The organism is Acinetobacter sp. YH16032 (assembly GCF_013417345.1).
Classification (GTDB): Bacteria; Pseudomonadota; Gammaproteobacteria; order Pseudomonadales; family Moraxellaceae; genus Acinetobacter.
Genome location: NZ_VPEE01000003.1, coordinates 22823 through 41215, shown reverse-complemented (window position 1 = coordinate 41215; position 18393 = coordinate 22823). Strand labels below are relative to the sequence as shown.

13 protein-coding genes and 3 tRNA genes are annotated in these 18393 nt (G+C 38.4%); 9 read left to right on the top strand and 7 right to left on the bottom strand.

Annotated features, from left to right (window positions below):
* The first annotated feature begins 2 nt into the window (after positions 1–2).
* The 3 genes from FTV32_RS03305 to FTV32_RS03295 all read left to right on the top strand — a co-directional run bounded on the left by FTV32_RS03305 (position 3) and on the right by FTV32_RS03295 (position 2057).
* Positions 3–419: a YraN family protein gene (locus FTV32_RS03305; RefSeq protein WP_180027924.1), complete on the top strand. Its 417-nt coding sequence runs from the start codon at positions 3–5 to the stop codon at positions 417–419.
* Positions 420–483: 64 nt separating this feature from the next.
* On the top strand, positions 484–1176 hold the full coding sequence (locus FTV32_RS03300; RefSeq protein ID WP_035266827.1) for a BON domain-containing protein: 693 nt from the start codon (positions 484–486) through the stop codon (positions 1174–1176).
* On the top strand, positions 1176–2057 hold the full coding sequence (locus tag FTV32_RS03295) for an alpha/beta hydrolase (protein ID WP_180027923.1): 882 nt from the start codon (positions 1176–1178) through the stop codon (positions 2055–2057). The genes FTV32_RS03300 and FTV32_RS03295 overlap by 1 nt, the downstream gene beginning before the upstream one ends.
* A 23-nt stretch (positions 2058–2080) precedes the next feature.
* Here FTV32_RS03295 and nudC read toward each other — a convergent pair whose 3' ends face one another.
* The 3 genes from nudC to dnaQ all read right to left on the bottom strand — a co-directional run bounded on the left by nudC (position 2081) and on the right by dnaQ (position 6026).
* The gene (gene nudC / locus FTV32_RS03290; RefSeq protein WP_180027922.1) at positions 2081–2839 is read right to left on the bottom strand and encodes an NAD(+) diphosphatase; all 759 of its coding nucleotides are present in this window, start codon (positions 2837–2839) and stop codon (positions 2081–2083) included.
* Complete coding sequence (locus tag FTV32_RS03285) at positions 2839–4479, bottom strand: chemotaxis protein (protein WP_180027921.1); 1641 nt, start codon at positions 4477–4479, stop codon at positions 2839–2841. Before FTV32_RS03285 ends, nudC begins: the two co-directional genes overlap by 1 nt.
* A gap of 119 nt (positions 4480–4598) precedes the next feature.
* Positions 4599–6026: a DNA polymerase III subunit epsilon gene (gene dnaQ / locus FTV32_RS03280; protein ID WP_180027920.1), complete on the bottom strand. Its 1428-nt coding sequence runs from the start codon at positions 6024–6026 to the stop codon at positions 4599–4601.
* 215 nt (positions 6027–6241) lie between these two features.
* Between dnaQ and FTV32_RS03275 the strand changes: the two genes are divergently transcribed.
* From FTV32_RS03275 to FTV32_RS03250, 6 genes are all read left to right on the top strand, one after another.
* Positions 6242–9454, top strand: coding sequence for a LysM peptidoglycan-binding domain-containing protein (locus tag FTV32_RS03275; RefSeq protein WP_180027919.1), 3213 nt, complete (start codon positions 6242–6244; stop codon positions 9452–9454).
* Between the two features lie 39 nt (positions 9455–9493).
* Complete coding sequence (locus tag FTV32_RS03270) at positions 9494–11341, top strand: extracellular solute-binding protein (RefSeq protein WP_373683293.1); 1848 nt, start codon at positions 9494–9496, stop codon at positions 11339–11341.
* 11 nt (positions 11342–11352) lie between these two features.
* Positions 11353–12423, top strand: a complete 1071-nt coding sequence (locus tag FTV32_RS03265; RefSeq protein WP_180027917.1) for a microcin C ABC transporter permease YejB — start codon at positions 11353–11355, stop codon at positions 12421–12423.
* 2 nt (positions 12424–12425) lie between these two features.
* Positions 12426–13436, top strand: coding sequence for an ABC transporter permease (locus FTV32_RS03260; protein ID WP_180027916.1), 1011 nt, complete (start codon positions 12426–12428; stop codon positions 13434–13436).
* Positions 13414–14991: a dipeptide ABC transporter ATP-binding protein gene (locus FTV32_RS03255; RefSeq protein WP_180027915.1), complete on the top strand. Its 1578-nt coding sequence runs from the start codon at positions 13414–13416 to the stop codon at positions 14989–14991. The genes FTV32_RS03260 and FTV32_RS03255 overlap by 23 nt, the downstream gene beginning before the upstream one ends.
* A gap of 102 nt (positions 14992–15093) precedes the next feature.
* A complete protein-coding gene (locus tag FTV32_RS03250) occupies positions 15094–16338 on the top strand; it encodes an NADH:flavin oxidoreductase/NADH oxidase family protein (protein ID WP_180027914.1) in 1245 nt (414 codons plus the stop codon).
* Positions 16339–16397: 59 nt separating this feature from the next.
* On the opposite strand, the gene FTV32_RS03245 is transcribed toward FTV32_RS03250, so the two are convergent.
* From FTV32_RS03245 to FTV32_RS03230, 4 genes are all read right to left on the bottom strand, one after another.
* Positions 16398–17801, bottom strand: a complete 1404-nt coding sequence (locus FTV32_RS03245; RefSeq protein ID WP_180027913.1) for an iron-containing redox enzyme family protein — start codon at positions 17799–17801, stop codon at positions 16398–16400.
* 156 nt (positions 17802–17957) lie between these two features.
* Positions 17958–18033: transfer RNA gene (locus tag FTV32_RS03240), tRNA-Glu, on the bottom strand.
* A gap of 45 nt (positions 18034–18078) precedes the next feature.
* A tRNA-Glu gene (locus tag FTV32_RS03235) sits at positions 18079–18154 on the bottom strand.
* 24 nt (positions 18155–18178) lie between these two features.
* Positions 18179–18254, bottom strand: a tRNA-Glu gene (locus tag FTV32_RS03230).
* Positions 18255–18393: the final 139 nt, after the last annotated feature.

Genomic DNA, 18393 nt, shown 5'->3' with positions numbered 1-18393 from the left:
GGATGAGTTCTCAACAATTAGGTATATGGGCTGAAGACCAAACTGAAAAAATCTTGATCTCACAGGGTTATATTGTGCTGGCTCGAAATTTTCATTCTCTTTATGGTGAGATAGATCTGATTGCTCAACGTGATCTTGAGCTTATATTTGTTGAGGTCAAAGCCAGATCAAAAACAACCTATGCTTCAGCCCTAGAATCAATATCATCGAGCAAGCAAATTAAAATTGCGAAAACAGCAATGTCATTTCTTCAAAAATTTCCAAGCTATACAGAGTTTTATTATCGTTTTGATGTGTTTTGTTTTGATTTTCATAAAAAAATTGCAAAACCGTTACAGCATGAAATTTCTGATATGGATTATGATCTCGAGTGGATTGAAAATGCATTTACAATAAATGCAGACTTGATTAATCTATGAACCGAATGAGCTAAGCCATTTCCAACAATAGAAAAAATTCAAGTTTCACGAGGAGACGGATTGAGTGTTGAAGCGTATTGTAATTTCGATGGCGTGTGTTGCTAGTCTTTCAGGCTGTGCAAGTTTTATTTCAGGTGGAACTGGCGCAGAACCAGTTGGGGTGGTGAGTGGAGCTCGTTCTTTAGGTCAGGTATTTATTGACTCTTCAATTGAACGTACAGCAAAGATCAATTTATACAAATTGGATGCTCGTTTTAAACAATCTCGAGTCAATGTGAATAGCTTTCACAGTAATGTCTTGTTAACAGGTCAAGTGCCTGATGCGCATTTGAAACAGTTAGCAGAAGATAACGTTCGAGCGATGAGTGATGTGAAATCTATTCATAATTACATCACAGTTGGTCCTCAAATTGGTTACTCTACCATCATGCAAGATGCGACTGCGACAGCGAATACACGTGGCTTAATTATGCGTGCGCCAGTTGTTTCAGACAGTAAAGTCTTGGTTCATACTGAAGATGGCGTGTTATATGTGATGGGACGCTTAAATACAGCTGAAGAGCAAGATCTCATTGAAGTTTTACAACGAGTAGGGAATGTCACGAAAATTGTTACTTTGATTGATAACGTGGAATCTGCTCAAGTAGGCGCAGGTGTTCAATCATCATCACTTATGAACCCTTCAGCGGTGAGTACTCAACCTTATGTTGAAACACCCGTTGCAATTGATCCTGATGCTGGTGTTAGTTACCAATAATGTCGAATAAGATTGCGCAATTTTTTCCGAAATCAGTTCAGTTAAAACTTACCCAGTTGAATCAAAAACTGAATGCTTTTCGCCCATATAATTTGGGTGGTTTGGCATTAAATCAATTGACCTCAAATAAAGGCTATTCTGTAAAAAGAAATATTGCTTATGGTCTTAAAGCTCGGCAACGACTGGATCTTTATGTTTGCCAAGCGCCAGCGAATAAACCTTTAGTTATATTCGTGCATGGTGGTGCATGGAGTAGAGGAAGTAAGGACGATTACAAGTTTCTTGGAGAAAGTTTGACACGTGCTGGATATAACCTCGCCGTAATAAACTATCATCTGGCGCCAGAACATATTTTTCCTCGTTACGTAACTGACCTTGCAGATTCAATTCAATATTTAATCAAAAGTACTGATAAATATGGTATTTGTGCAGATCAAATAGCGCTTATCGGACATTCTGCTGGTGCTTTTAATGTGATGTCACTGATTTACCATCCTTCATTCATTGACTTTGAAGGACGAGATCGAATTAAAGCGTTGATTGGTTTGGCTGGACCCTATCACTTTAACTATCTAGGTGATCATTTATCTGAACATGCATTCGATAAAGCAGTAAATTTCAAAGCGGTGATGCCATACTATTTTGTAGAGAAAAATAATATTCAGCACTATATTTTTCTAGCAGATCAAGATACGTTGGTAAAAGATCATAATTCTGAAGAGATGCATCAAGCACTGTTAGCTGTAGAGAATCATAGCCAGCTCATTCGGGTGCCTCGTACTGGACATGTATCAATCATGGCAACAACTGCCACATTATTTGATCGACTCTTCAAAACTCGATCTCTCATTCTGAAAGTTTTAGAAGAGTCCTTCAAATAAATCTATAACGATTCGGATTTGATTTATTCTGATTTGAAAGGAGTATTGTGAATGACATGGTGAATCATGGCATGCGCAATACTTCCTGCAAATGGAATTTCTGGTAAATCATCAAATTTAAAGAATTGGGCATCACTAATTTCATCTTCTTGAAGCACAATGTCACCTGAATCATACTCGGCCCGAAAAGCAATCATTAAATTACTTGGGAATGGCCAAGGTTGGCTGGCAAGATATTGAATATTTTTAACGTTTAGGCCAATTTCTTCCATGGTTTCGCGTTGCACAGCCTCTTCTAAAGTTTCACCAACTTCGACAAAACCTGCAATTAATCCATACATATTGGATTTATTTTTTGCATTTTTCGCCAGCAAAATTTCATTGTCACCTCGTGTGATTACGGTGATAACACAAGGTTGAACACGAGGGTATTGGTGATAATTACATGCTGGGCAGATCATGGCATATTCTGAACGGTGCACATCCGTTTCTGTACCGCAATGACTGCAAAATTTATGATTACGACGCCATTCTAATAATTGAACTGCTCGGCTCGCTTGTTCAAATTGTTGCTTAGACCATTGAGTGATCAACTGTCGGATTGGCACAAGTTGATAACCTTCAGGAATCGCTTCTTCAATATGTAGATCTCGTGCAATTACCTGATCACCAGATTTGAAAATCAGATCACTCTCTAAACGTTCAACACGTGGTAATTGGAAGTTTTCATCGACGAGAAGTTGATGTTGTTTAAAAATATAAGCAACAGAGAGTTCAGACATTAGGCAACCGCTTTAATTTTTTGACTGCTGATGAGTGCAGTCTCAGATACTGATTTATGAATAGGATAATCATACTTCAAGCCATCAAGATGAAGTTCTAGACTGGCAAGCACATCTAGAATGTGCTGAAGTTGTTCGTGGGTGAGTGATTTCTGAATATCGTAATAGTGTTCAACCGCCTCAGCACTATTTTTTAGCGCATTACTTAATACTTGAGCATCAAGAAATAGAGCAGCACCGCTTAATTGTCTTAAATTGGTTGTGATGTTTAATAAATCATTTGTGTCTTGAGCATCATTGTTTTGAAAAAGTTTATCGCCTAGTTCTTGCAAGAGAATTCGAGCTTCTTTTTGCAGGGTTTCATGCGCATCATCTAACCGATCTAGTGATATATTCATATTATTCACATCAAGTTGAATGCGAGTTGGTGCAAAATTTCGCTTTAAAATCCCGATAGAGTTCATAGCCGACAGCATGCTGTTCATTAATCGTTGAGCAAAATCGGCATTTTGTTGAATATAGGTTCGATGAAAATGCTCTGCTTGCAGTTTCATTTCTGCATAAGCTTCATTAAGATTCATCACTAAAAAGATATTTGCCATACGATAGAGCTTTAAGCGAATATCTAAAATTTGATCGTCAGTAAAACTTTGATAGTGACTTTCAATATCTAACCTTAATTGATTCAATTCTTCTGTAATCAAGTGAGCAACGGTATCGATTGTTCTTTGATCAGGTCCAAACAGATGGCGACTAAAAATTTGTAGTTGAACATCAGTCAAAATGTTGTCCGAGATTTGAAAATACTCACGAAGCATTTGTGAATCGTAGTTTTCTTGGCTAATACAAATCGCTAAAGCATTAGCAAAGTCAGTTTCATCGACCTGAAAATGCTGCGGTGCATTTAAAAACTCCCGGATCTGACTGCCAACTTTAGCCAACCATTTTAGGCGTGCATCACTGAGAATGAGTTGGTCAAGTTGATTAAATGCGATTTGCATCAGAAGCCAATATTGTTGACTCGGTGTTTCAAGAGAGAGCAGTGCTATATGATCTACAATGAGTTTAAAACGATCAAAATCGTCTTCAGTTTCATTTTGCGTCACTAATTTTATTAAACAATCTTTATATAGTGTATTCCAATAATCAGATGAATTAATCTGATTCGATGATGCTTGCGGTGTTAAAGTTAATTGTTTCTGAGTGGTCTGGATTCCATTACCCAATGCTGTACAAGGGATGTTCAATACTCGCTCTAGATGGTTAAGTGTATCTAAGAGAAATTGGGGGACATCGACTTCACGTAAGCAAATAAATTCAATATATCGCTTTAGCATCGTTGTGCCATCACTTAATGCGGCAGCGTATTTCAGGTTTTTTGCAGTTGGATTTTGCATCATCTTTGACATGACTTGCGCACAGTAGTGTGCAAGTTGTGCGAGATGAGGAAGCTCGATCATGGCAAAAACTTGATTGGATTGTTCAAGTCGAATGAATGCGTCATCTATCCCAAAAGGAAGTGTTTGATCCTCAATAAGCTCTGATACTGTATTTTCGACCTGATTGATGATTTGATCAATTTCTTTTTTAACAATAAGTAATGCTGTAGGGTCAAAATAAATTGAACTTTGATAAGACATCGATCGAAACCTATGTTGGCCGTTAATTTTGCTCAGAGCCCAGATAAGGGGAATTTTTGCTCTAAATGAATATAGCCGAACTGATCGTACTTTACAAAATGAATCAAGCAGATGGAAGATTATTTAGCAAATAAGCACGGCTCGCCATTTTTTTCTTGGTAATCTTCGATCCATTTTTGGTGTGCTGCTAATTCCTCATCAGAAGCATAAATGATTGGTAAATCTACCTCAATTTTTTGGTACTGATTTTGTCCAGTTTCAGAATGATGATCATGCGCTGAGAGTGCATCGATATCAAATGAAACTTGACCACCTGTCATGGCTAAATAAACATCTGACAGAATTTCTGCATCCAGTAAGGCGCCGTGGAAGGTACGATCACGCTGTGGAACTTCGTAGCGTTTCACTAATGCATCCAATGAGTTCTTTTGACCTGGATGTTTCGCTTTAGCCATTGCAAGTGTATCGGTCACTGCGCAGACTTCTGAAAGCGTACCGAAGCCAGCACGTTTGAACTCCATATCTAAGAAGTTCATATCGAAAGTTGCGTTGTGTGCGATAATTTCTGCACCTTTTAAGTACTTGTACAGTTCAGCAGCGATTTCTTCAAATATAGGTTTATCTTTCAAAAAATCATCAGAAATACCGTGAATCGCTTCAGATTCACCGACTGGTTTTTTGGGATTGATATAAATGTGAATTGAACTTCCTGTCAGTTTGCGATTGATCATTTCAATCGCACCCACCTCGATAATACGGTCTGTATCTTGATAATAAAAACCTGTAGTTTCCGTATCTAAAATCAGCTGGCGTGGTCCTTGTAAATTTAGACGAGCAGGCGTGACCACAATATGTGGATGTGATTTTTCAGCTAACTGAGGAACGTTTTGATCTACAGATTCAGAATTTAAGTCCTGAGCATCAACTGTCTTAACAATATCTGAGGAGTTTGAGGCGACTTCGTCCGTGCTGTATTCAGCTTGATCATCATTTTCTGCTAAATCAATTTCGACTTCTTCTTCAACTTCTTCATCTTGATCATTGAGATCTAAACCAAACGGATCATTGAGCAACCAATCTTCAGACTGTTTTTTTTTATCATTCGCTTGCAGGGAATTTTTTAATTGTTCAGCCGTTTGGTCAGCGCCTTGGTTAGCTAACTGATCTGCCATTTCATTGCCTGGATGTCCTGCATGTCCTTTAATCCAGTTCCATTCAATGTCGCGACCTTGACAAACTTGATCCAAAGTTTGCCATAAATCAGGATTTTTTACGTCTTTCCAATTTTTCTTTTTCCAACCACTGATCCATTCAGTAATACCGCGTTTTACATAGTTTGAGTCTGTCCAAATGATCAGCTTTGCATCAACAGGGCAAAATTTGATTCCTTCGATTGCAGCGGTTAACTCCATACGATTATTGGTCGTGTCTGGTTCACCACCACATATTTTATGTTCTGTATCCTTAGTGATGATGTAAGCACCCCAGCCACCTAGCCCAGGATTACCACGACATGCGCCATCAACATAAAGTGTTATTTCAGACATAGTTGGAACCAATCAATCGAATAAAGTGTTGAACATCAAGTTCGGAAATTTTATTGTATACGTAAATGCGAAACATCAGTGCGATAACTGGATATTTTTTAATGTCTTGTAACATTTATAAGCAATTACTCATCAAGAAGAGACTTGCCTGAACAACGAGCTCCTTTAAAATGGCTTATATACAATAAATTTACTATGCGTCTTTCGGAATTTGTATGTCTAAAACAACCACCGCAGTGTGGCAGCCATCTGCAACTTTTTTATTTAAAATTTCAGTAATTACTTCCGCAGTAACCGGATTAGGCGTAATGACTGGCTGTACAGCGAGTCCCACTTCTGTTAAGACGCAAAAGACGAATCAACTCGGCATGTTAGATGCCAGTAGTTTAGATTCACTTGAAGATCTTTTATCTGCAACTGATATGCGTGCAGTAGAAGGTGATCGTTTACTTATTTTAAAACACGGTGATGTTTGGAAACGTATGACCGTTGGTTTTAAAATGGATGAAACAAAGTGGGATCCACGGATTGATGCTCAAAGAAGTTGGTTTATTACGCGTCAGCCTTATCTGGATCGTTTATCCGCTCGAGCTTCTCGTTATCTTTATCATACTGTAAAGGAAGCAGAGCGTCGTGGATTACCTACTGAACTTGCTTTACTTCCTGTCATTGAGAGTTCCTATGATCCTGCTGCAACGAGTTCAGCGGCAGCTGCAGGGATGTGGCAATTCATCCCAAGTACAGGTCGTATTTATGGATTAAGACAGACCAATTTGTATGATGGACGCCGTGATGTAGTTGAGTCTACACGTGCAGCCTACGAGTTTTTAGGAAGTTTATATAACCAATTCGGTTCATGGGAATTAGCTTTAGCGGCTTATAACGCTGGTCCTGGACGTATTCAACAAGCGATTAACCGTAATAAGGCTGCTGGCTTGCCTACAGATTATTGGTCATTACGTTTACCTCAAGAAACAATGAACTATGTACCTCGTTTTCTTGCGGTTGCACAGATTATCAAATCCCCCGAAAAGTATGGCGTAAGATTACCACCAATTGCGAATCGGCCTCACTTTAGAGAAGTTCCAGTTCCAGCAGGTGCGAGTTTAAGCGAAATTGCTTCTCTGACAGGCTTAAGTCGTGCAGAACTTTATCAACTGAATCCAGGGCATCGTGGTGATATTATTGATCCTCAAAGTCCACAGCGAATTTTAATTCCAGCAGATTTAAATCCAAATATTGATCGTAAACTTAAAGCACTTAAACCAAGTAGTGCAGGTCTTTGGGCGAGCGCTTCAAGCCCTGTTTCTACATCTACGCCAGCAACCACAATTACAACGACAGTAAATACACCAAAAGCTTCAAATGCTTCCGTATTGGCAACTCAAACAGCGAAGCCAGTTAATAATACTCAAACACCTTCAGTTTCTACAACAATTTCAACTTCGAAGGGTAGGACTCCTTCTGGTTCTGATGCATTGGCAGCTTTTGCTGCTTCGGCAGTGGTGCCAAGTGCACCTCGTATACCTGTTGCTGTTACACCGGCGCAAAATGTTAAACCTGTACGTGTAGAACCAGAAATCACTGCTGAAGAAAAAGCCAAAATCTTAGCTTCAATTGCACCTGAAAAAACCACAACAACTACGAGTTCTGATCAAATTATTGCCTCGGTCATTGAACCACAGGCCACTGAAGCAGAAAAAGCGGAAGTCGTTAGAGAGATTAGCGCCATTGCACCTCAAGGTACTGAGATTGTCGATCCGTTAGATGGCAAGATTAAATTAACTGCGATTCAAACAAGTCAATCTGTGGCAGCAGGACAAGGTTCAGAAGTTAAAGTTGGCTTTGCTTATCCTAAATCTGTAGCAGAAAGTACATTGCCTACTTCTGAGGAAGCCCAGCTTAATCAAGGTAAGGCATTTAAGAAAACTGAAAGTGAAGTGGTTGTAGAACCACCTAAGGGTAAGCGTAGTACGTATACGGTACTCCCTGGTGACACGCTAGCAATTATTGCAATGAAAAACGGCGTAAGTTGGAGAGATATTGCAAAATGGAACCAAGTAGATCCAAATGCAACCTTATATGTAGGTGCGACCCTATATCTCTACGATGCTAAACCAGTAGCATCTGCTCAGAAAACGGATATAAAGCCAGCAAGTTATATTGCTAAAGCAAATGATAGTCTGACTAGTGTTGCAAACCAGTTTGATTTGAGTGTCCAACAATTGGCTGAATTGAATGGTCTAACTATCAATAGTAATTTACTGGTTGGGCAGAAGTTAAATCTAATCCAGTCTCAAGCATCTAAATCAAGCAAAACAGAACAAGCGGTAACAAAGGTTCAAACGAAATCTTATACGGTTAAACGTGGCGAATACTTAAAGTTAATCGCTGATCGATATGGACTTTCGACTCAAGAGTTAGCGTCATTAAGCTCAGGACTGAAAGCTGATAGTAGCCTGTACGCGGGTCAAAAAATTAATGTTCCTTTAGAAGAAGTGCAATCTGCTACAGCTTCATCAACAACTCGCGCGAGTAATGCTAAAACTGTACCTGAAATTCAGACTGAAACTTACCGCGTACAACGAGGAGATACGTTGTACAACATTGCAAATGCGCATAAGTTAACCGTTGTTGAGTTGGCGACACTGAATAATTTGGATATTGAAAAAGGATTGATGGTTGGTCAAACCATTAAAGTACCAGCGGGATCTAAAGTACCAGAGCAATATGTTGTTCAATCAGGCGATAGCCTGAATGCCATTGCAAGCAAATATAATCTTTCTGTTGCACGGTTAGCAGAAATGAATGGCTTGCGAACGAATGCTGGATTACAAGTTGGGCAAAAGCTGAATTTGAAAGAAGATGAAAATAAAGCTTCCACTAAGCAGAGTTCGACACGAAATAATTCGGTTGCTGAGAAAGTGGAGTTTCACACTGTAAAGAGTGGAGAGACCTTAGCAAGTATTGCGCGACAATATGATATGCCGCTTCAATCATTACTTACGCAGAATGATCTAAATGCGAGATCAGTCCTTCAAATTGGTCAAAAATTAAAAGTAAGTGGCGATGTTGAAAAGACGGCTGCAAGTACAGAAAAAACACCAGTCCGTCAATCAAAATCGCGTGATACAGAGGATTATGCTGTCAAATCAGGCGAGTCTCTTCATGTTATTGCTACACGATTTGACATGACTGCAAAAGAACTTGCAGATCTCAATAAGTTAAACCTACGTGCTGGATTGCAAAGAGGCCAAATTATTCAAGTTCCTAAAGTGGTCACAGATTATAAAGTCCGTAGTGGTGATTCCCTGTACAGAATTGCGAATCGATTTGGTATAGACATTGATCAGCTTGCAGAAATGAATGGTTTGAAACCAAACACACCTTTACAGATTGGTGCTACGATTAAAGTTCCACATTCTTAAGTCTGCTTAAGCAATCAGGAATTTCATATCGAGATGTGCATTTCATCAACTTTGTCAAAAGCAAAGTTTATTTTCCTCTTCTTGCCCATTCATATCAGTGCATGGGCAAATCTTCAAACGACGCCTTATATTGCTTTACAGTCAAAACCGAAATATCTGAATTTAGATGCGATGCCATATGCCAACCCAGACGCACCAAAGGGTGGAAAGTTGGTGAAAGCAGCTGATGGGACATTTGATAATCTAAACGGTATGAATGGGCAAGGAAGTTGGGTTGAAGGTACAAATTACTTGTTCGATACGCTATTTTCCAAGTCATTAGATGAACCAAATGTGTTTTATCCACTTTTGGCTGAGAAAATTCAGTTTGATCCAAGCCGAACAAAATTTGTGATTTTTCATTTAAATCCACGTGCTCGATTTAGTGATGGATCTCCTGTACTGGCTGAGGATGTTAAATTCACGTTTGAAATGTATTTAACCAAAACCAATCCCGGTTTACAGATGTATTTGTCTGATTTAGATAAAATTCAGGTTCTGTCTAAACATGCCGTAAAAATGGTATTTAAATCAGAAAGTAATACTGAAATGCCAGCAATACTTTCACAGATGCCAATTTTTTCTAAAAAAGATTGGCAATCTAAAGATTTTAGTCGAGCAACACTCAAACCCATTTTAGGATCAGGGCCATATACAATTAAAAATCTTGATGCTGGTCGTAGTATTACCTATCAGCGTAATCCCCATTATTGGGCTAAGGATTTACTTGTAAATCGTGGTCGTTATAATTTTGATCAAATTAAATATGTTTATTACCGTAGTTCGGACATTGCATTTGAAGGATTTAAAGCTGGACAATATACATTTCACCAAGAGAAATTTGCTCGTAAATGGAAGACGGAATACAACTTTCCAGCATTTAACTCAGGATTGGTTAAAAAATATAGTGTAGCTTTACAAAACCCTGCTCCGACACAAAGTATCGTTTTAAACACACGAAAAAAACCCCTAAACGATATCTATTTTAGACAAGCAATGACCTATGCTTATGACTTTGAATGGCAAAATAAAGCATTGTTTTATCAACAATATCAACGTTTACAAAGTCATTTTCAGTTTAGTGAGCTCGAAGCAAAGTCAGTACCAAGTCAAAAAGAATTAACAATATTAAAACCTTATTTATCTCGGTTACATCCTTTACAACGAGAAGGGGTATTAAAAGCGTGGAAATATCCCGTCACTGATGGTACAGGTTACAATCGTAAAGGCTTACTCACTGCTCGGAAAATTTTAATTGAGCAGGGGTATTCATTTAAAAATGGTAGTTTGCATGCGCGTGATGGAAAACCAATTCAATTAGAATTGCTTCTTCATCAAGAGGGCTTACAACGGACGCTCATGCCTTATATTCGAAATTTAAAAAAATTGGGTATTCAAGTTTCGATTCGGCAAGTCGATATGCCTCAATATTTACAGCGGATGCGTCAATATGATTTTGATTTAACCACGATGGTGATGCCTCAGTCACTAAATCCTGGGAATGAGCAAGCGCAATTTTGGAGTAGTCATGCTGCAAATGAAGAGGGAAATTATAATTTTTCTGGTGTGAAAAATAGCGTTATAGATGAAATTATACAACGTATTATCCATGCACCTAATCGTGAAAAATTAATATTAAATACACGTGTCTTGGATCGTTTATTACGTGCTGGATATTATCAGATACTTACTTATGGAAATGATCGTGAATGGTATGCGTATTGGAATATGTATAAACAGCCACAGATTAAACCCAAACTCGCTGTTGGTGAAGATTATTGGTGGGTAGATCAACAGCAAGCTCGCAAAGTGTCTGCTTATCTTGGTCGAAGTAAAGGCTCACGTTAAAGGTTAAATTTATGGGTCTTTATATACTTAAAAGACTTTTGCTGATCATTCCCACCTTATTTTTGATACTGCTGATCAATTTTGCCGTCGTTCAAATTGCTCCTGGTGGACCTGTTGAACAGGCAATACAGAGAGCTGAGCAGTTTCAAGGCATTGGTGTTGTGTCTGGTTCGGCATCTCAAATTAATGAGTTTCAGAGTCATTATCAGGGTACACGAGGACTCAGTCCTGAAATGGTCGAGCAGATCAAAGCGCAATATGGATTTGACCGCCCTGTGCATGAGCGCTTTTTTCAAATGCTCAAAGGATATTTTCAACTGGATTTTGGAACGAGCTTTTTTAAAAATAAATCAGTAACAACATTAATTTTGGAAAAAATGCCAGTCACGATCTCCCTTGGATTATGGAGTACCTTACTGATCTACAGTATCGCCATTCCTCTAGGGATCTGCAAAGCGAAAAGACATGGCAGTCTGTTTGATCAAACGACCTCCTTAATATTGGCGGTAGGTTATGCAGTGCCAACTTTTGTATTTGCTATTCTACTTATTATGATTTTTTCGGGGGGATCGTATTTACAATGGTTCCCATTACAAGGATTGGTCTCTGAGAATTTTGCAGAACTCAGTTTTATTGATAAAGTTAGAGATTATTTTTGGCATCTTACATTGCCTGTCCTTACTATTATATTAGGTGGATTTGCGACCCTCACATATCTAACAAAATACTCTTTTATGGAAGAATTAAATAAACAATATGTGACGGCAGCTCGTGCTAAAGGTCTGACCGAGCAACGCGTTTTATACAATCATGTTTTCCGTAACGCCATGTTAATCGTTATTGCAGGATTACCTGAAGCACTGATCGGAATTTTTTTTGTTGGCAATCTATTTGTAGAAATTATATTTAATCTTGATGGTTTGGGATTGCTCGGATTTGAGGCAATTCAGCAGCGTGATTATCCCGTGATTTTTGGAACATTGTTTATCTTTACGTTGGTCGGTCTAATTTTGAGATTACTCAGTGATGTTCTATATCAATTGATTGATCCAAGAATCAATTTTGATCGTCGAGGAGCATAATAATGTCTCCACTTTTCGATCAACGAATTTCAAAATTTAAGTCACATCGACTCGGATTCTTCAGCTTCATTTTATTTATCGCGATCTTTATTTTATCCTTGGGGGCAGAGTTTATTGCCAACGAAAAACCTATACTTATTTATTATAAAGAAGAAATTTATTTCCCAATTTTTAAGCCTTATCCTGAAACAACATTCGGTGGTGTCTTTGAGACTGAGGCTGATTATAAAGATCCAGCTGTTCAAGAATTGATTAATGAGCATGGATGGCAGATTTGGCCTATCATCCCATTTTCATATCAAACACCTAATTATGAATTGGCAGAAGCTGTACCATCTCCACCGACCTCCGTGAATTGGTTAGGCACAGATGATCAAGGTCGTGATGTCTTGGCAAGATTAATATATGGTATTCGTATCTCTTTGCTGTTCGGCATTGCACTTACTATTGGATCTGCATTCATAGGAATTACCATTGGTGCTATCCAAGGCTACTTTGGCGGTTGGTTGGATCTGATCGGTCAAAGGCTGTTAGAGGTGTGGGGTGGTCTACCAATGTTATTTATTGTGATGATTTTAGTGAGCATGTTTACACCAAGCGTATATTGGCTGTTTTTAATTATGCTGATGTTTGGTTGGACTGCGTTAGTTGGTCTTGTTCGTGCAGAGTTTCTGAAAGCCAGAAATTTGGACTATGTGCGAGCTGCGAGATCACTCGGTGCTACAGATAGTCAAATTATTATCAAACATATTTTACCCAATGCTATAAGTTCGTCACTCTCACAGCTTCCTTTCATTCTTACCGCTAATATTACCGCACTTACAGCTTTGGATTTTCTGGGCTATGGTTTGCCACCTGATACAGCTTCAATTGGTGAAATTTTATTACAGGGTAAGAATAATCTATCAGCACCGTGGTTGGTTTTATCTGGATTTTTTAGTCTAGCAGTTTTGTTATCTATTCTTATTTATATTGGAGAGGCAGCTCGAGATGCATTTGATCCAAGAGGCTAAACCAATACTTGAAGTCAACAAGCTCAATATTCAGTTGAATGAACAAAAAATCTTAACTGATTTGTCTTTTAAGCTAAATGCGGGTGAGACAGTAGCGATTGTTGGTGAAAGTGGTTCAGGAAAATCTCTAGCTTGTCTAAGTCTTCTAGGTCTTCAAGATCGCGCTCTAGACTTAAGTGGTGAAATCATATTTCAAAATGAAGATCTGCGTCTAAAACACGAAGATCAGTTGCGCTTAATACGTGGCAATAAGATCGCGATGATATTTCAAGAGCCAATGACGGCACTTAATCCATTACATACAATTGAAAAAATTATTTCAGAACCTTTATGGTTGAAGGGGCTTAAGAGAAAAGGCATTCGAAAAAAAATAGAAGAAGTGCTTTGTGATGTAGGGTTGGGTAATTCATCAGACATCCTCAAGCGATATCCACATCAGTTGTCTGGTGGACAGCGTCAAAGGGTGATGATTGCAACAGCTCTGATTTCGGAACCTGAAATTTTAATTGCAGATGAACCAACAACAGCCCTTGATGTATCACTACAGAAGCAAATTTTAAATTTAATTAAAGACCAAGCGCATCAAAAAAATATGGCCTTAGTTTTGGTTAGTCATGATTTAAGGTTGGTGCAACAATATGCTGATCAGGTATTGGTTTTGTCTAAAGGTGTCACAGTTGAACAGGGTGATGTCTCTCAAATATTCCTGCAGCCTCGCCATGAATATACTCGACTGCTCCTTAATCAGCAGTTTGATTCGATTTCACCTATCAGTGAACAGGCCAAAGAACTTTTAAATACTGAACATCTTCGAGTGCGGTATCCACCTAAGCTGAATTTTCTGAATGTATTTAAAACTCAATTTATAGCGGTGGAAGATTTAAGTTTCCAGCTTAAACAAGGAGAGTCGCTTGGTATTGTAGGTGAAAGTGGATCTGGAAAAACCAGTGCTGCACTCGCGCTTGCACGACTCATAGAGTCAACAGGTACCATTGAGTTAAATTGTATCAATCTCAATCAGTTGTCTGACAAGCAATTAAGAGCGCATCGAAAAGATTTTCAAATCGTTTTTCAAGATCCTTTTTCGAGTCTCAATCCAAGAATGGATGTTTTGTCATTATTAACTGAAGGGTTAAGATTAAAAAAATTGAGAAAGAGTGAAAAATTAAATCTCGCGATTCAAGCCCTTGAAGAGGTTAATCTCACAAAAGAATTTCTTGATCGTTATCCTCATCAAATGTCGGGTGGACAGCGACAAAGAGTATCGCTGGCCAGAGCACTGATTCTGAAACCTCAATTACTCATTCTAGATGAGCCAACGTCTGCATTAGATCGCAATACACAAATAAAATTGGTGAACTTACTTCAAGATATACAGCAGAGAACAGGGATCAGTTACATCTTTATTAGTCATGATCTGAAAATTGTGAAAGCGTTATGCCATCGAGTTATGGTGATGAAAGATGCAAAAGTTATAGAAATTCAAGAGACAGAACGTTTATTCCGTGCACCGATTCATGCTTATACGCAACATCTTATACAAAGTAGTTTATAAAAGTTATTTGACAAGAAGGATTGTCAATTCTAGACTGAAATTCAGGGAAGTCACGCCTAATTGGTTTTAGGTTTAGATAAGCACAAAATTGAGAACTTCAAGATGAGTAAAATTGCTGAGCCGATTCAAATTCGCAATACAACTTTCAAAAATCGCATTATTAAAGGCGCAATGAGTGAAGCTCTAGCGAATGCTGCTGGTGAACCAAATCATTTGCACACAGGCTTGTATGAAGCTTGGGCAAGAGGAGGTTTAGGGGGTTCAATCACAGGAAATGTGATGGTTGATCTACGTGCGAAGAATGAGCCTGGTGTCGTCGTGGTCGAAAATGAGCGAGATTTACCTAAATTAAAGGCATGGGCTGACCTAGGTAAACGTTATGGTATGGTCCAGCTTGTTCAATTGTCTCATCCGGGCAGACAGTGTCCTAAAGGCTTAAATAAAGAAACTGTTGCACCGTCTGCTGTGCCATTTAGTGCTATGTTGGCAACTACCTTTGCTACACCACGGGCTCTCGAGCATGAGGAAATCCTAGATCTAATCCAACGATTTGCAACCTCTGCGGCGATTTGCGAAAAAGCGGGCTTTGAAGGTGTTCAATTACACGGTGCTCATGGATATTTAATCAGTGAATTTCTATCGCCACTGACCAATAAACGTAATGATCAATGGGGTGGCAGCATCGAAAATCGTATGCGTTTTTTATTAGAAATTTATAAAGCTGTTCGAGCTGCAACATCTGATAATTTTATCGTTTCAGTGAAATTGAATTCCGCAGATTTTCAACGTGGTGGAATTACTGAAGAAGAAGTGATTCAAGTATTTAAAGCTATTGATGATGCAGGAATCGATTTAATTGAAATTTCAGGCGGTACGTATGAAGCGCCCGCAATGGCAGGTGCTAAAGCTGAACAGCGTAAAGCAAGTACCATTGCACGTGAGGCTTACTTTTTAGATTTCGCAGAGAAAATACGTCAAGAAGTAAAATGCAAACTGATGGTTACAGGTGGATTCAGAACCGTTAAAGGGATGAATGATGCTTTAGAAAGTGGTGCATGTGACTTTATTGGAATTGCACGCCCGCTCGCTGTAGAAACGGATTTAACTGATCGTTTGATTGCAGGACACGATGTTAGATATGCAGTAAAACCAATTAAAACAGGGATTCCATTTATTGATAAAATGGCAATTATGGAAATTATTTGGTATGCGGCACAATTCAAAGCGATTGGTGAGGGTAATCAACCTAATCCAAAACTTTCACCTTTAAAAGTTTTTCTGAATTATGCAAAAGGAAATGTGAAGGCTATCATTCAAGGTAAAGTTAATTCAAGAAAATCTGCATAGTGTGAATCTATATATATAAGGAGCCTTTATGGCTCCTTATTTTATGCGGCGAGTTAAAACTAAAGCGCAAGTGTTTGAAAAGGGAAAAGTAACTTAGAGACTTCTTGGGTTGCCCATAATCCGATCGCTCGTGGATGATAGTAAGGTGAGAGATATGGAATTAACAATGCTAGTTTATCGTTTGTATCATCTAATGAATGACATTGATGTTTGATCTGTTCAAGTTCATGTTGATTATTGTATTTTGATAGCCAGTTTTGATCTCCTGTTACAGGCATTCTTTTTAAACGAACAGTTAATGATTCCCCTTGAATCCAGTCTTTGATCAGCATTTTCTCAGTTGCATTAAACACACCAAACATTTTGCCATCACTATCGTGAATAAGTTTCCAAAAACGACTTTCTTCGACAGGCCTGTTTTTAATAATCCATTGTTTATCAATTAAGATTTGAATAAATTCAGATATTAATTCAGGTTGAGCGAGCCATTCGTTAATTGATCTGCCATTAAATTGACATTTTTGGTTATGGATATGTTGACCGACAACTGCTTTTCTTTGCAGAAGTTGATAAACGCTTTGAGTCAGATCAATTTCTTGGATGATATTTGTTGAGCTCAAGCCAAGATCATTCATTTGGAAACCCGTTTTCACCAATTCAAGATATTTTGATTTATCTTGAGCTTGATGATAATGATCAATAAATCCCTGTATTGATTTTTCAGCATGTCCATTGTGTGCATTATCAATTGTAATATGAACATTAAAATAATGAGGATCAATTCCAAGTTCTGCTAACTCATAATTGGTGATTAACAGGTGTAGTGGTAATTGTTCATAACCCAAGTTAAATCCAATTACCAGTGGAAATAAATCATGTGGTATATATGCGAGAGCAAGTTGAACAGCGGCTTGTTCAAAATAAATAGCATCTAAATAATTAATGTACGGTTCAAGCTCGAAATGTCGCAGTAAGCTTTGATACATGCAAACATGATTTGCTTTAGCATCTCCCAAGCCAAGTTCTTCTAAGTAGATATAGCTTAGATCTTTGCTTTCAAACAGAGAGGGGTGCGTAAGAGATGAATATAGCCAGGAGCCATCTACATATTTAACTGGAGCAACTTTATATAAAAATTCTAAAGCATGAGAGATGGTTGGAAAGTAGTCACGCCCAAGGCCTGATTTTCGTTGATCTAGATAACTTTGAAATTTAGAACAAGTTTGATCATGTTCGTGTTGTATATGTTGCCTAACTTGGTCTACCTGATCAATCCACGATAAATGAGTTGTATTGAGTTGATCGAATAGTGAAAGAACATAGGTTTCAGCATATTCTGTTTTACATTCACGATTCACTTTAGGGTCTAAAAAAAACTCAACCCAGTCTTTATTTGTTTTAGGACTAAATGTATTTAATTGTGATGGGGATGCTAGGGGATTAAGTACGGTGTTGTCCAACATCATCTTCTCCAAGCGTTATTAAGGGTTTAAACCACCATAACCTGCAAAGATGATAATGTTGTTTATTTTGTGTTCGATTTTTAGGGTGACTAAGTTATAAAAAAAGCCCAAGTCTTAAATGCTTGGGCTTTTTTATGAGATGTATCATCTCGAATATGGCGTCCCTACGGGGATTCGAACCCCGGTTACCGCCGTGAAAGGGCGATGTCCTAGGCCTCTAGACGATAGGGACAGTGCAGAAATATATTTTAAACCATGTTATTTCAATTGAAATTAATGGCGTCCCTACGGGGATTCGAACCCCGGTTACCGCCGTGAAAGGGCGATGTCCTAGGCCTCTAGACGATAGGGACTTAATAAAATCTACTTCTGAAAATTGGCGTCCCTACGGGGATTCGAACCCCGGTTACCGCCGTGAAAGGGCGATGTCCTAGGCCTCTAGACGATAGGGACGTTTCAGAGGTGGGCGTATAATAGGGTGAAAATAGGGGGGTGTCAAACGCATTTCAGCAAAAAAATTAAAAAAATGGTGTGTTCGTATGAAAATAAAACAATATTGAATTTAAAGGCTAAATTTAGATCAAATCTCCAA